A 15,776-nucleotide genomic window follows, 5' to 3' on the forward strand; every position below is an offset into this window, starting at 1 on the left:
TTACAGTATACGAAAATATGATGGTCAGCTTTCAATAAAGAGAAGACCCCTAAGAGCAAAAAGGGAGAGTGGATGTGTTGCAACCAAAAAAAACAGAAACAAAAAACACCCAAGATAAAATAGAACAAATCCTTTTTGCTCAAACCGATGAAGAAGATATTGTTTATTACGAAAATAAAGAACTTCAAAAAGCCGCAGCCGTCGCAGTAAAAGCTTTTAATCTCCATCAGACGGGAAAAAATACTATCTACTTTGAACAAAATTTGACCCGTAATAACAAGCCTATAACCGCTATCACGCTTGTCAATGATAACAAACCCTTCCTTCTCGATTCTATTTTAAATGTTTTCAATCAACACAAAAACCATATCTATTTGATTGCGCATCCTATTCTTGATTGTGCTTCTGGAAAACGCATCAGTCTGATGCAAATTCACATCGAGTCATTAAACAAACAGCAAATACAAAAACTTGAAAATGAACTCACCTTAGTTCTTGAACAGGTTAATGCTGCTGTACAAGACTGGAAGCCTATGCTTGAAGAAGTTAAAAAGCATATTCATGCCTACCAAATAAGTCTTCCCCCGCACTACAAAAAAGAAGGCGAAAAAGCTATTGAATTTCTTCACTGGCTAATGGACGATAATTTCATTTTCCTTGGTATGCGCACCTACAACTTCATCAAAGACCAAAAACCCCTAAAATCCTTTACAGCGAGTAATATTGAACTTGGTATACTCACGGATGCTTCTATTCATATTGTTGACGATGAAAGTATGAAAGAACCTCCTCAAGAAGTTTTATCCTTCATGGAAAGCGATAATCTGTTTATCGTGACAAAAGCTAACAGCCGCTCCAAAATTCACCGTTCTGTCTGGCTCGATTATATTGGTCTTAAAATCTTTGATAAAAAAAACCAACTCTGTGGAGAATTACGCATTGTAGGGCTTTTTACTTCCTCAGCTTATACACGTTCTATTTTGCAAATTCCTTTCTTAAAAGAAAAAGCCCAAACTATTATTCAACGTCTTGGACACAATCACGCCGATTATTCAGGAAAAGCACTTATCAGTGCTTTAGAAACCTATCCAAGAGATGAAATGTTTCGCTCTGATGTTGATACATTGACAGAAAACACCAAACTTATTCTACAATTAGATGAGCGCCCACGTTTACGGGTTCTTGCCCACACTGATTCTTTTGGGCGCTTTGTTTCTATCCTTGTCTACGTACCGCGTGACCAATATAGCAGCAGCCTGCGTGAAAAAGTTGGCGAACATTTTGTTGAGCTCTATAAAGGCGACTTTTTTGAATCTTATCCGCTATTTTTGGAAAGCACCCTTATACGTGTCTATTATATCATCCATCGCAAAGGAAACGAAACTGTTCCCCTTCACGAGCGCTCCACACTTGAACAACATGTACGTTCGATTGCACGAAGTTGGGAAGACAGCGTTCAAGCCATCGCTCTTGCTCAGAAAACAACAGAGCAACAAACACGTCTAGCCAGCGAATTCCCCAACAGCTATCGTGATTTATTTTCAGCTGAAGACGCTATTAACGATGCCGGACATATTTTAAATCTTCATGATGAGAAGCCCCTTTTCGTGAACTTTTATCACGCACAAAACAAAGAAAAACGTACCATTTCTCTTCGGCTTTTTCACCGCCATGAAGCTCTTGCCCTTTCCAAACGTGTACCACTCCTTGAAAATATGGGATTTCGCGTTATCGCTGAACAAACCCTTGAATTACCAGATGGCTATGGGCACTCTGTGTATCTTCATGATATGCAGCTAGAAAGCACTTTCCAACTCTGTATCGATTTTGAAAAAAACGGTCAAAAACACGCCGAAACCTTTGAGGCCATTTGGGCACAAAATGCTGATAATGACGCTTTTAACGCGCTCACCCAAACAGCTGAACTTGATTGGTATGAAATTGTTATTTTGCGCCATTATGGGCGCTATCTCCAGCAAGCTGGTATTCCTTATTCGCAAGATCGCGTTGCCCAAACTTTAAATGCTTATCCTGACATTACCCAAGATCTTTATACTTTATTTCATTTAAAATTTCACCAAAGCCATACAGAAAAAGAACGGGAAAAAAGCCAACAGGTTATTCAAAAGCGTATTGGAGAAAAATTACGGAAAGTATCTGGTTTAGATGATGATCTCATCTTACGCCGTTATTGCAACCTTATCGATGCGAGTTTACGAACAAATGCCTTTACGCCTCTTGACGATGGAAGTCCACGGCGTATTTTAGCCACCAAATTAAATCCGCGCCAAATTGAGGGTTTGCCTGAACCACGCCCTTACCGAGAAATTTTTGTTTATGGACCGGAAGTTGAAGGGGTGCATTTGCGTTTTGGACCTATCGCTCGTGGCGGAATCCGTTGGTCTGACCGTGCATTAGATTATCGCACCGAAGTCCTCAGCTTAGTCAAAGCCCAACAAGTTAAAAATGCGGTTATCGTTCCTGCAGGTGCAAAAGGTGGTTTCTATCCCCATCGGCTTCCCCAAACAAATGACCGTGCTCTCATCGTAGAAGCAGCACGACAAGCTTATACAGACTTTATCACAGCTTTGCTCTCCATTACAGACAATCTGATTAACGGCAAAATAAGTTCTCCCCCCAATGTCATCTGTCATGATGACCCTGACCCCTATTTTGTTGTCGCAGCAGACAAAGGAACAGCAACTTTTTCTGATACCGCCAACGCCATCAGCCAAGCAAATCACTTTTGGCTCGATGATGCTTTTGCCTCTGGAGGCTCAGCAGGTTACGACCACAAAGCCATTGGTATTACAGCCAAAGGTGCATGGGAAGCTGTCAAAAGACATTTTAGAGAAACATTTAATCAGGATATTCAAACAACGTCCTTCACCTGTGTCGGTGTTGGAGACATGTCTGGCGATGTCTTTGGTAATGGGATGCTGCTTTCCAAACAAACAAAATTGATTGCCGCTTTTGATCACCGCGATATCTTTATTGATCCAGATCCAAGCATAGACGAAAGCTATGCAGAGCGTATGCGCCTTTTTAAACTTCCTCGCTCCAGCTGGCAAGATTACGATCAAAGCAAATTATCAAAGGGCGGTGGCATCTTCTCACGAAAAGAAAAAACCATTACTCTCTCACCTGAAGCAGCACAAGCCATTGGTTTTGAAAAACAAACAGGAACACCCTTTGAAATTATTTCTGCTCTTCTCAAAGCCCCTGTTGATCTTTTATGGTTCGGCGGCATTGGTACTTATATCCGCGCAGCAACAGAAAATGATGCCCAAGTAGGTGATCGTGCAAATGATGCGATACGCATTACCGGAGAGCAAGTGCGTGCAAAAATTATTGGCGAAGGGGCTAATCTTGGTGTTACACAACGTGGACGGATTGAATATGTCTTAAATGGTGGTCGATGCAATACGGATGCCATTGATAATTCTGCTGGTGTGAATTGTTCTGATATTGAGGTCAATCTCAAAATTGTTCTTGCATCAGCACTACGCGCCAAAACATTAACCCGCGAAGAACGCAATAAGCTCTTGAAAAAAATGACACCTCAAGTCGAGCAACTCGTCTTGCGCAACAATTATCTACAACCCCTTGCTCTTTCTTTGGCGGAAAATCAAAGCACTACTGATTTGCCCTATCAAATACGCTTTATGCACGATTTAGAACAAAAAAAGCTTCTAGATCGTAGAGTTGAAATACTCCCTGATGAGCAAATTTTACGACAAAGAACAACCCAAGGCAAAGGTCTTCTCCGTCCAGAACTCGCTGTTATTTTTGCGTATGCTAAATTAACCTTAAAAGAAGAAATTGCTAATAGCCCCATTGTTGATGATCACTATTTCAATACAACCTTGCTGAACTATTTTCCAACACAAATTCAAGAAAATTTTAAGAAGGAAGTCATTAACCATCAATTGCGTCGTAATATTATAGCAACGCTGATTGCCAACGATATTGTAAATCGTGGAGGCCCCACTTTTGTTAATAGACTACACGATGCAACAGAACAAAAAGCTGAAAATATTATTCGCGTTTTCATTGCCATTCGCGATGGTTTTGAAATTCCTCAATTGTCTGAGCAAATTGATAAGCTTGATAATAAAATACCCGGTCTTGTCCAAAACAAATTCTACGCAGCAATGACCCCAATGCTCTTTGAAACAACCAATTGGGGTTTACACAACATAGATCTCTCACGTCCATTAGAAGAAATTGTAAAAACAATAAAGCAAGCCCGTAGCGTTATTGAACAAGAGCTTATGCATTCTCACGACAACGATATTAAGCAAAAAATTGAAGAAAAAGCATTACACTACAGCGAAGAGGGAGCACCAAAAGCATTAGCGAAACAATTAGCTCTCTTAGAAGCTGCTTCAACAATCTGTGATATTTCTTTAATTGCAAAAAAAAGCAACAGTGATCTTATTAAAACCGCAGAGATCTATTTTTCACTTGCGCAAATCATTCGTATAAACCGCATTAACGAAGCAAGTCGTATAATTCCTGTAGTAGATTATTATGATAGTATGGCTTTAAGCCAAGCAAAAGAAAATGTTTCTGAAAGCTTACGGCAAATCGTTATGAAAATCCTCAAAAATTATGGAAAGAAAAAAGATCCTTTTGACACTTGGAAAAAAACAGAAGAAGATCATATTCACAAAATTACAAACCACATTAGTGCCCTTATTGAAAATGATCTCAATATTTCTCGTTTTACTTTTGCAGCAGGATTGATTTCTCAACTACAAAATACCGGCTTTCAAACCTAAAGCAAATACAAAACGACCCATTCAATCTCCCGTTCTATCCATCCATGACTAATCAGTAAGGAAAGAACGGAAGCGCTATCCCGCATTTTTAGACAAAGCACTTAAAATAAAAAATAAATTCAAATTTTACTGTCAAACATCCTTCAACATAAAAATATAATATATTGATTTACAATCATAATTTTATTATTTTTATGTTGAAGGAGAAGCTGATATTCTAAGTTTGTCTCATTTCAAATCTGTTTATATTCAATCAACTAAACGCATTTCCCCTTGCATATTGCAAATGGGAAAACCGTATAGATAAAAAATATTAAAGAAAGAACTAAATGCCCCTCATAAACCACCTCAAATGCCAAAAGCTGTATAAACATTAGGAGTGGGAAAATATAAATATGATGGTGCCCCCCTTAGCTTCTTACTCCATAAATGAAAAGATGGACGTCCATTTTCCCCTTTACAACTTCATATTCTCATCCAACTAGGCTGTTTTACCTATTTCAAAGGTCACCCTAAACAGACATATGCAATATACTCAAATTCCATACATAAAGAAAAAAGGTTCCTAACACGGCACCACACTACCTGTATAAAAAGGCAATTCAGCATACTTTAAAATGCCACTTTTTCCACACAAACACTGTTGCTATATGTAGTTTGACATAAGATTTTGTACTAAGTGAAAAGAGGTGGGATTAGTTAGGAGTAAGTGGTAATTTTTTATTTTTACAGCTATTTTTTACCATTAAATACGCATTTTGTTAAAATAGATTTTGACACTCTAAAATTGCAAAAAAGTGTGAAAATCAGAAAAAATCGAAATTTGGTGGTAAAAATAAAAAAAGGCTTGGGTATAAAACCTAAAGTGGAGCGAGACGACCAAGTTTTAAAAAACCTAATTTTACCCACCCATTGTTAATGAGCAAGGGGAGAACGGGAGCGCCATCGGCATTTTTAGGCAGTGCACCCAAAATAAAAAATAACGCTTGAAGATTATTGTCCTGCGCGGGAAATAAGCGCTGCAAAGTGTTAAGAAGCTTCATGGGCTGAATATGGACAAGTTCGAATTCTGCTGTCAAATATCCTTCTTCATCAAAAGAAAAAGGTCCACTAATACGTAACCCACCGCCTGTATGAAAAGTCAATTCACCTTGCTTTAAAAGCCCACTTTTTCCATACAGTCGCTGTTGCCAATTTTTTCCTTCATCTTCAGACAAAAAAGGGATGTCATTTAAAATCACTTTCAAGTTACCATCAATTTTTGGGACATCAACAAAAGAAGATGTAAAAACCAGAGAAACATCAAAACCGTCAAAAGTTATATTTCCCAATAAATCATTATTTTCATGTTTCAGATCAAAGCGCAAAAATTCTGCCGTTATTTTTTGAGGCGTATCTTTTGTCTCTAACGGCTGAGTAATCATGTCATGCGTATTTTGCAAAGATGCCTGATCTTCTACATTTTCCTGTGTCGTTTTTTTATCTGTTGTTTGTGCTCCTAATGCTTCTTGAGGTTTTTTATCTTCAAGGGAAGAGGAAAGTGGTGAAATTTCAAGCCCTTCAGCTATAAACTTCAATGTTTTACCTGTTTTCCAATAAGGTTCTGTTTCAATAACCAAATTGCGCCAACGCGATACTATAGAAGTTTGTCCGGAAAAAACAATGGATGCAGGAGAATGAACATTAAACTCGACCAAATGAGGTGCATAAATTGGTGCACCAGCCGTCAAACGCCCCGTCGATAAAGAAACCCCATGTAAAGGCCAAGAAAATTGAAAATTGTCGCAAACAACACCGATACGTAAAGGATAACCATCCTTGCGCACATTCTCACATACCGCCACCATATTATAGGAAGACGCTTTTGCAAATATATCAGAAACTTGCTCTTCTATTTTACGTGAAAAAAAAACCAGAGTGCGCTATAAATAAATATCAGAGCAAGACAAACGAGCCCACAAATTAAATAGCTCAAAGAAAATCTCTTTTGTGATGACGGTATTTGAAAGGATTTAGACAACATTAAAACTTTCTTTATCTCTTAACTTCCTCCCCACCCTAAAAAGGACAAAGATTCTTAACCACAGTCAGTTTATAAACAATCCAACTTCTTAATCGACCGGATTTTATCTACTGATCACTTCAAGGAGTTCCTATACATCGTTCTAAAGTACAGTATCTCATAAGTCCACCCACCAAGATCTTTTTAAGAAAATCCGTTACACTTTCTAACAAAAAATACCTCATGTGTAAAGTTTTACATGAGTTTTCTATCTCTACCTTAAACGATACTGTTTTACAGCACAACAAGAACGATAATGAATAGTGTTTCTAACACTCACACAAATGCGGGCGGTACACAAAAAATCTGTCGTAATGCACCTTCAAACCATTGGCTTAAAGCTTGATCATAAATTAAACGACCTTTCAAATGTGCACAAGCAGGTTGAGCACCTTTTTCAGTCAATTTATGTGCCGAACGCACGACCAAACGCCGCATCATAGCACGTGTAAACTCAGCATGAAATTGCAAACCCCATGCATTGTTTCCATAACGAAAAGCTTGTGTAGGATATGTATGCCCTGTTGCCAAAAGCATTGCCTCTTTCGGTAAATCATAAATACCTTCCTCATGGAAATGGTAGACCATTTCTGGCCAATTCATCAATTCCTTCCCTTGAGGGGTTGCTTCTAGTGGATACCAGCCGACTTCAACAGTCCCATCACTTCTTGTACCAACGCGCCCCCCTAGATTTCGCGCTAACATTTGTGCTCCAAGACAAATACCCAAAAAAGGCTTATTTTCCTTTAGTGATAACGAAATCCAATCAATTTCCTCACCAATATAGGCTTCGCTGTCATTCACACTCATCGGTCCCCCTAAAATAACAACACCGGCATAATGCTCTAATGTATCAGGGAGTTTTTGTCCAAAAATAGGACGATAAATATCAAGAACAAAACCATTTTGTTGTAAAAATTTTCCTAAACGACCAGTATAGGTAGACCGCCGATGAATAACAACAGCAATCCTTGGTTTGTTATTTTTTTGTTTTTTATCAAGACATCTCTGATTTAAAAACATTTTTTAACCAATCACCTCTGCAACTAAGCAAAACTTCATTTTTAAAGCATAAGAGAATAATTTTATTGGACAAGACTAATGATGTTTTTTCTTCTAGGTTAATTATTTCTTCTGAGAAAACACTCATATATCACATTGGCGCAATTTAAAATAAACGAAATTTTTTCCTCGATAAAGATGTTTCTTCTTCTGTTTTCACCCCTGGATCATCAACATTTAAGTGAGTTTGACTGAACATTTTTACATCTTGTTCTTTTATATCTTGTTTCTCCGCCTGCACATTATGCAAAAGAGAATCGTCTATGGGTGTTAATTTTTCAAGCTTCTTATCTTCAACACCATCACTTTTTCCCATAACATACTCTTTGCCTTGCTTTTTCGGCACAATATTGTCCGCCTCTAATGTGAGAGAAGGCATACAGGGAGGCGCCTTCCATTCAAAACCGCCCAAACGTCCACTGATTGGAGAAACCGCTAACCAAGAAGAAAAAATGGACCCATCACACATCCATACTGGATCACGTTCAGCACGAAGTGCTAAAGAAAGCCATTGACGCACAGCACCTTGATTGTTTCCCTGTGCCTCTTCAATATCTGCCAACAATAAATAAACACTTTCCCGTGGATGACATTGTAATGCTTTTTTTGCCTGCTCTCTCGCTAATGCTGTTTCACCAGCATCTAAAGCTGCTTTAGCAACAAGGAAAGCCGATTCAAATGCATCTTTATTATAAGAAGCAAGTGTCCTAGCCCTTTTCAATCGCCCAATAGCTCCTTCTTCTCTTTCGAGATAAAGCGCCGCCAAATCAGGATGAGGATCCTTTTGCCAAGCCGCTATAATCATTTTATCCGCTTTACGCGTTTCATTTAACTTATAAAGAATATCAGCAGCAATAACTATTATTGGAACAAAATCAGGTGCCAATTTATGGGCTTTCAAAATGGCTTCACGTGCGTGTACAGGATGTGTATCAAACAAAGAAAGTGCCTGCCCACTTAATAGTAAAACCTGTATATGCTGCCGCTCTGGAGTCGCGCGAACAGAACGCGGAAGAGCTTTTTGCGCTCTTTCAAAAATAGTAAGTGCCTTATCCCATTTACCCTCAGTACTTAACCGATCAAGCACCGCCTGATGCGCCCATAAAAGTGCTGGCGATAAAGTCAGCGCCTCTTCGGCATATTGTTGCGCTGCCTCATAAGCTTTACTCTTCATCGCTTCACGAAACAAACCATAAAGTCCAACCAATTTTGTCGAATCTTCCTTTCTCATCCCCTCATAAAGACCGATGGCGCGAACAGAGTTATTTTGTAAAGACAAGGTTTGCGCTTGTAAGAGTTTTACCAATGGCTCTTGTTTTCCTGCAAGATATTTAGCAACCTGTGCTTCCATTTTTTGCGCAACCATACTATCACCAGCAAAAGTTGCAAGAATCCCCTTTGAAAGAGCTTCATAACCGCGCTTTTGATTGCGTTTATACAAATAATTGGAAAGAGCACTCGGTAAGGAAAAAAAGAAAGACAATAACCACCATAAAAGCACCAGCGTTACAAAAAGCAAAATAAGCACACTTAACACTGTAAGCAATGAAGCAGAAAATCTGAAATGCAAAAATGTAAGAACAAAAATACCATTGTGATTAGCAACCCACGCGAAAGCTAAACCGAGGATACAAACAACAAAAATATAAATAAAAACACGTATCATCTTGGGCCTATTTACATCTTTGTTGCCTTAAAAGATCCTTGTTGCACAGACAATAACAATTGCTGCAACAACTGTTGAATAGCAATATGTCTTTCAAGCTGCTTAACAAAATCCATTGAAACATCTTTTGCACTTTGAGGCAATGATTGCCATTCGCTCAAAGCCTTTTCGTAATCACCAGCTTGAATGGCAACTTCCATGCGTGCCGCAATAGCCCCCAGCGTCGTCCCTTCAACATTGCCAATCGGTCGCGAAACAATGAGCCCTTTTATCCACGCTAAAATTCGGTCAAAAAAACCAGCATCTGACGCAACAATATTTTGCGTACCAACAATTGCATCGGCAACATGAGAAAAATCAACAGAAAGTTGTGCTGAACTTGGAAGACCCACAGTAGCTGTTTTTTGCAACACATCAAGTCTATCAATCGAAGGCGATAATTGCTGTAACAGCTTTAATTCATTATTATAAGATCCACCACGCTCTATAGCATTTTTTAATGAACTAATTGCAGTAAAGAGCGCAGTATCTATTTCTTTTTTCTCACTATTTTTAACAGCAGTTTCTTCCTGTATAGCTTCTAACTGTTGTTTTAACGCAGCAAGATCATTTGCATTGCTCTGCCCAACAGACAAAGCCGTCTCTATCTCTTTCGACTCTCTAACAAAAGTTTGTACAGTTTCTTCAAGAGCTTTTACTTTTTCCTCTAAAATCGCAAAAGCTTTTTTGATTTCTTCTTTCGATAATTCATCGTTTTTCGTTGTTTTAAACTGTTGTGATGAAAAAGAAGAAAACTCTGTTTTTAACGCATCGATTTCTTGAAACACCCGTCTCAATTGTTCCTTTGTGTCTTCACCTTGACTTTTTGCGGCTTCAGCAATCTGCAAAGCTTTTTCCCCTCCAGCAGAATTTTCCACAAAAGAAGAAGGAAAAAAACCAGCCCATTGAAGCCCCATAAAAATTCCCAAAGCAATGAATCCCCCCAAAATCCCAGAAAAGGACAAGAAAAGCCAAGTTGTACGAGAGCTACTTTTATCCTGACCTTGCATATTCTGTTTTTCTCGCGCATGAGACTCTACAGAATTGTGGATTTTTTCCTCTGAATCATGGGGAACAGCTTCATGTTCAATAACTGGTTTCTTACGGCGCGTACCAGCATAATGTGTTTTAACTTTTGGTTTTGAAGAATCGACCATCTCTGTCACTTTTTGTGCACACTTTTTTTAATGATAAAATAATAAAATGAAAAAAGTTTTAAAAATGAAGCTTTTCTCAAATATCTTCGTTTGTTTTACATTCTTTTTATAAAGAGTATAACTTTATAGAGATTTTCCAAATCTCATTTTTTTCAATAATATTTACAATTATAGACTTTAATAGACAAGTTTTAAAAAACACATTTGCATTTTATACTCAAAAATACAGCTTTATTTTTTAATCAACAATATCATGAAATTCAAAGAAAATGCCAAAACACATATTTTTTCATAGAAAAATCAATTCTGAGAGAAATACTTTGCATCTTTTTCTGTTCATGGTACGCACGCAGGAAAGAAGCTTCAATATAAGGTTTTGTTTAAAATGCGTCTGCTGGGAATAGAAACAAGTTGTGATGAAACGGCAGCGGCTGTCATTGAATATAACAATGAATCAAACAGCCGAATTCTTTCCAATGTTGTTTGGAGCCAAATTGATCACCATGCACCTTACGGCGGTGTTGTTCCTGAAATTGCTGCTCGTGCCCATGTTGAAGTTCTTGATCATTTAATTCTGCAAGCACTAACAGAAGCAAACACAAAATTAAAAGATATTGATGGCATTGCAGCCACCAGTGGACCAGGCTTGATAGGAGGATTGTTGGTAGGCGTTATGAGCGCAAAAGCACTCTCTCTTGCCACTGGCAAACCATTTATTGCGGTAAATCACTTAGAGGGACATGCTTTAACAGCTGTGTTAACGCACAACGTCAGCTTTCCTTATTTATTACTTTTAGTTTCAGGGGGTCATACACAAACAATCATTGTTCATGGAGTAGGTAACTACCAACGTTTAGGAACCACCATTGATGATGCATTAGGAGAAGCCTTTGATAAAACTGCAAAACTTTTAGGTCTTCCTTATCCTGGTGGACCAGCACTTGAAAAAGCAGCTTTATTTGGTGATAAAAATCGCATCCCCCTTCCACGCCCTTTAAAAGGTGAAAAACGGTTAGATTTTTCTTTTTCAGGACTCAAAACTGCTGTTCGACAAGCCGCAACAGCCATAGCTCCTCTTACAGAAAATGATATTGCTGACATTGCCGCAAGTTTTCAAGCCGCCGTGACCGATACAGTACATGATCGTATTCACCTAGCCCTACAACACTTTACCCACCAATATCCTCTCTCTCATAATCAAGGAAAGCGTTCTCCTGCTTTGGTTGTCGCAGGCGGTGTTGCCGCAAACCAAGCCATTCGTTCTACGTTGCAAGAACTTGCCCATCAACATGGTTTTGAATTTATAGCCCCTCCTCTTTCCTTGTGTACCGATAATGCTGCAATGATTGCTTTTGCCGGTGCACAAAAACTCGCACGAGGAGAAACAAGCTCTCTTGACATTGCACCCCGTTCACGCTGGCCATTAGATGAAAAAGCCACGCCCTTGATCGGGATGGGACGCCGTGGAACAAAAGCATAATAAAACTGACGCCCCCCACACACATCTTAAAGAACGAAGATTTCTACTCAATCCGGTCTGTAGATAGTCCGAATTCCCTATCGAGCGGATTCCACCTGCTTCCCACTCACACAATTCACTTAACCCAAAGCTCGACACGCAAACCTAAATATGCACCACACATTCTAAAAAATTTCATGTTTCAAAAAACTGCCTTATATCATTACACTTCAAGTGACGGTATTTTATGGCATAATAAGATCTATTCTATCCCACGAAGTATAGATATGAAAGCCATTCTTTGACCTCATCATCTTTGATCATCTATTTGTTTCATTGCCGTTGTAATCTTGAAGCTTTTTAGAATCAATTTTCTTAATTTTCTCCAAAAAACTCTTATAGTGACCGCATTTCAAACCATAGCTGAAAAGATAAGCAAAAAGCAAAATACCTTTATACAACATGAAATATCAATGAATCGCGTTTCTCTGCTACACGTTATTTTGAAACAAGAAAAAACAGATAATGCCCGTTCTTTACCCCATTTTAAAAATCATCGTTGATGGTGTTACAAAGATGCTTATAAAAATGCACATGATGAATGCATAACAGTCTATGAAAAAGGAGAACTCATGGCTTATTGGCTTTTTAAATCTGAACCCCATAAATGGTCATGGGAGATGCAAAAGAAAAAAGGAGCTGATGGCGAACAATGGGATGGTGTACGCAATTATCAAGCCCGTAATAATATGCGCGCCATGAAATATGGCGATAAAGGTTTTTTTTATCACTCAAATAAAGGTTTAGAAATTGTAGGCATTGTAGAAATATGTGCTGAAGCACACCCTGATTCTACAAGCTCTGATCCACGCTGGGAATGTGTGGATATCCGCGCACTTTGTGACATGCCAACACCTGTTTCATTAAAACAAATTAAAGCCAATCCCAAGCTAGCAAATATGGTACTGGTTAATGCCAGCCGCTTATCAGTGCAACCCGTGACAGAAGATGAATGGAAAGAAGTTTGTTTGATGGGCAACCTTAAGATGGAAATGCTTTTATCTTAAAACAATAATTTTTATTCATTAGCTCATATAAAAAGATGCTTCATAGCATTGCATAAAAAACCTCTTTATGATGCATCTTTTCGGCATTGCTAAAGACAAAGCTTACTCAACGATTATAATAAGCAACACCACGAACATCACACACAGACCCCTTCGCACACAAATGCAACGAAAAAACAAAACTGAACGTGGATAAAAAACAATAAAAATAACCGTGAAATTCTCCTAAACAGTGCATATGTGTAAGGTGTTGCACAGTTATCTTCACGCTTAAAAAACGCATCATATTGAGTGTTCATTGTTTTACATGTTGGATGAGAGCCCCTCATACCGCAGGATTCTCTCATTCCCAACCTGTTTATATTAAATCAATCAAAAGCTATTTTCTTTCACATTACAAGCAGGAAAAGTCCCGTATGGATAAAAAACGTAAAAGAAAGGACTAAAAATTCCTCTTATGAAGAGTCTCAAGTGCCAAGGACTATCCGCAACACCCACGAACTGGCAAACTGTATAATAGTGCCGGCTTTGTTTCTCCATAAGCGTAAAGATGATGACACTCAATGGCTAAAACATGTTCTAGAGCATAAACAAACGCTTCCAACCAATACGTAAAATACTCTGCAGACGGAAATACCTTCTTTTCGGCAAGCAACCATAGAAATTATAAAAGTTTATTTTTTAGAAACACTCTTTTTTAATTTTCCTCTTTTAATTTTTCTTGCATGAAATCTCATTTTTCATGAAACTACTCTTTACCAATCAGTGCCTCAACATGCCTATAAGGAAAAACATGAACCACTATACTCTTTTAATTGTTGAAGACGATAATCTACGCCCCATTTTAGTAGAACAATTGCAAATGCATCAAGAGTTTGAAATTTTCCAAGCAAAAACAGCAGAAGAGGGAATGAAAATAATCCAAGAAGAAAATATTGATCTCGCTATTTTGGGACTTGAACTTCCTGATCTTGATGGTTTCAAAGCCGTGAAAAAATTACGCATCCAAGGATTTCGTGCCCCCATTATCATGATAACAAATCATGATACAGACTGCGATAATATTTTAGATCTTGAAACAGGCGCCAATGATTATGTGACAAAACCCTTTCGCTTTGCGGTGTTATTAGCGAGAATTCGAGCACAGTTGCGCCAATATGAACAAAATGAAGACGCAACCTTTCATATTGGCCCCTATACTTTTAAACTAAGACAAAAACTTCTTCTTGATCAATGCAACAATAAAATCTGTCTCACAGAAAAAGAAGCAGCAATTCTTAAATGTCTCTATTATGCTAATGATAAAATTGTCAGCCGTGAAACATTGTTAGAACAAGTTTGGGGTTATAATGAAAATATTGTTACCCATACTTTAGAAACCCATATCTATCGTTTGCGACAAAAAATCGAAAAAGATCCCTCCAATGCACAAATTCTCATGACAGATCAAAATGGTTATCGTTTAAATCTTTAATTCGAGATTTACTATTTCAAAAACAATTTTAATATCTTAAATGAAAACAAAAACGAGATGAAAAAACCTTCACATATAATGTGCAAAAATTGAAATAAGGGAAGCCTTCTATATTTGCGATTCTTATGCCAATGGCAAAATGATTAATTATCTTTATAAATTAAAATATTTCGCACTTGTGGTGATAAAGCAGGAATAAAAACACGTCGCGATTGACGACGCTGTACCAGCAAACCTTGATAAACACGTTTTTGTGCCTGACACATTAAGAGTCCACCAAAATAAGGCAAAAGATAGCGTGCAAATGGCTCATAAAAAAATGAGAACAACCGCGAAACATAACCCGTAGAGGGCATATAATGTACAATTTCTTGTATTGGCCCAGAAACAAAATTTGTTTTTTCGAACAAACGTGTAATTTGTTGCCGACTATAAGGCTCGCCATAACCAAAGGGCGTAGTAATACTGCGCGCCCAAAAGCCAGAGCGATTAGGTACAATAACGATCAAGTGGCCATTGGGTGCTAAAACACGCCATATTTCATTCAACGTTTCAAATGAATTTTCTGTATATTCTAATGCATGTACCAATAAAATACAATCAACTGACGCATCAGGAAGCGGCAAATCTTCTTCAAAAACAAGCGCTGTAGCAACTTGCTCAGCACAAGGCCAAGGCGAAGCACCCTGGGAAGCTGGCATAAAAGCAAAACATTGTTGGGCACGTTCACGCAATGTAGAAAGATAAGGAAGTGCATAACCCAACCCCATAATCCGTTTATCCGTAAGATTAGGCCACCATAAATTCAATTGGTCACACAGCGTCTTTTGCACACGCAGCCCAAGTGCAGAAGCATAAAAATCTTTCAGCGTAACGATATCCAATTCAACATACCATGTAGAAACAAATTCCAAACATTACAGATTTTCATATACCCAAATTATATGGACTTCTGCTCTTTTTCCGCAATAGCGAATATTTCAATATTTCATATTTTAAACTTAAA

9 protein-coding genes are annotated in these 15,776 nt (G+C 38.1%); 4 read left to right on the top strand and 5 right to left on the bottom strand.

Annotated elements, in window-relative coordinates:
• The first annotated feature begins 74 nt into the window (after positions 1-74).
• The gene (locus ACFIKB_RS00175) at positions 75-4,784 is read left to right on the top strand and encodes an NAD-glutamate dehydrogenase (protein WP_375652525.1); all 4,710 of its coding nucleotides are present in this window, start codon (positions 75-77) and stop codon (positions 4,782-4,784) included.
• 860 nt (positions 4,785-5,644) lie between these two features.
• On the opposite strand, the gene ACFIKB_RS00180 is transcribed toward ACFIKB_RS00175, so the two are convergent.
• From ACFIKB_RS00180 to ACFIKB_RS00195, 4 genes are all read right to left on the bottom strand, one after another.
• Positions 5,645-6,700, bottom strand: a complete 1,056-nt coding sequence (locus tag ACFIKB_RS00180) for a DUF2125 domain-containing protein (RefSeq protein ID WP_375652668.1) — start codon at positions 6,698-6,700, stop codon at positions 5,645-5,647.
• A 422-nt stretch (positions 6,701-7,122) separates the two neighbouring features.
• Positions 7,123-7,869: a glutamine amidotransferase gene (locus ACFIKB_RS00185; protein ID WP_375635311.1), complete on the bottom strand. Its 747-nt coding sequence runs from the start codon at positions 7,867-7,869 to the stop codon at positions 7,123-7,125.
• A gap of 145 nt (positions 7,870-8,014) precedes the next feature.
• Positions 8,015-9,574 (bottom strand): heme biosynthesis protein HemY, encoded by a 1,560-nt coding sequence (locus ACFIKB_RS00190; RefSeq protein ID WP_375652527.1) that lies wholly within the window; start codon positions 9,572-9,574, stop codon positions 8,015-8,017.
• 11 nt (positions 9,575-9,585) lie between these two features.
• Entirely contained in the window at positions 9,586-10,770 is a 1,185-nt protein-coding gene (locus tag ACFIKB_RS00195) for a mitofilin family membrane protein (protein WP_375646902.1), read from the bottom strand.
• Positions 10,771-11,155: 385 nt separating this feature from the next.
• Between ACFIKB_RS00195 and tsaD the strand changes: the two genes are divergently transcribed.
• The 3 genes from tsaD (at position 11,156) to ACFIKB_RS00210 (ending at position 14,770) form a co-directional block, all read left to right on the top strand.
• On the top strand, positions 11,156-12,250 hold the full coding sequence (gene tsaD, locus ACFIKB_RS00200; protein WP_375646903.1) for a tRNA (adenosine(37)-N6)-threonylcarbamoyltransferase complex transferase subunit TsaD: 1,095 nt from the start codon (positions 11,156-11,158) through the stop codon (positions 12,248-12,250).
• 611 nt (positions 12,251-12,861) lie between these two features.
• Positions 12,862-13,296: an EVE domain-containing protein gene (locus ACFIKB_RS00205; protein WP_375635314.1), complete on the top strand. Its 435-nt coding sequence runs from the start codon at positions 12,862-12,864 to the stop codon at positions 13,294-13,296.
• Between the two features lie 793 nt (positions 13,297-14,089).
• Positions 14,090-14,770: a response regulator transcription factor gene (locus ACFIKB_RS00210; RefSeq protein ID WP_375644326.1), complete on the top strand. Its 681-nt coding sequence runs from the start codon at positions 14,090-14,092 to the stop codon at positions 14,768-14,770.
• Positions 14,771-14,913: 143 nt separating this feature from the next.
• Here the strand turns inward: ACFIKB_RS00210 and ACFIKB_RS00215 are convergent, their stop codons facing one another.
• Positions 14,914-15,684, bottom strand: coding sequence for a class I SAM-dependent methyltransferase (locus tag ACFIKB_RS00215; RefSeq protein WP_375635316.1), 771 nt, complete (start codon positions 15,682-15,684; stop codon positions 14,914-14,916).
• Between the last annotated feature and the right edge of the window lie 92 nt (positions 15,685-15,776).

The organism is Bartonella sp. MR110HLJHH, from assembly GCF_042194225.1.
GTDB classification, from domain to species: Bacteria; Pseudomonadota; Alphaproteobacteria; order Rhizobiales; family Rhizobiaceae; genus Bartonella; species Bartonella grahamii.

What these genes read in the sequence shown, in the direction of transcription:
- ACFIKB_RS00185 (WP_375635311.1), bottom strand. Translation starts at nt 7,869, where the DNA reads ATGTTTTTAAATCAGAGATGTCTTGATAAAAAACAAAAAAATAACAAA.
- ACFIKB_RS00190 (WP_375652527.1), bottom strand. Translation starts at nt 9,574, where the DNA reads ATGATACGTGTTTTTATTTATATTTTTGTTGTTTGTATCCTCGGTTTA.
- ACFIKB_RS00195 (WP_375646902.1), bottom strand. Translation starts at nt 10,770, where the DNA reads ATGGTCGATTCTTCAAAACCAAAAGTTAAAACACATTATGCTGGTACG.
- tsaD (WP_375646903.1), top strand. Translation starts at nt 11,156, where the DNA reads ATGCGTCTGCTGGGAATAGAAACAAGTTGTGATGAAACGGCAGCGGCT.
- ACFIKB_RS00205 (WP_375635314.1), top strand. Translation starts at nt 12,862, where the DNA reads ATGGCTTATTGGCTTTTTAAATCTGAACCCCATAAATGGTCATGGGAG.
- ACFIKB_RS00210 (WP_375644326.1), top strand. Translation starts at nt 14,090, where the DNA reads ATGAACCACTATACTCTTTTAATTGTTGAAGACGATAATCTACGCCCC.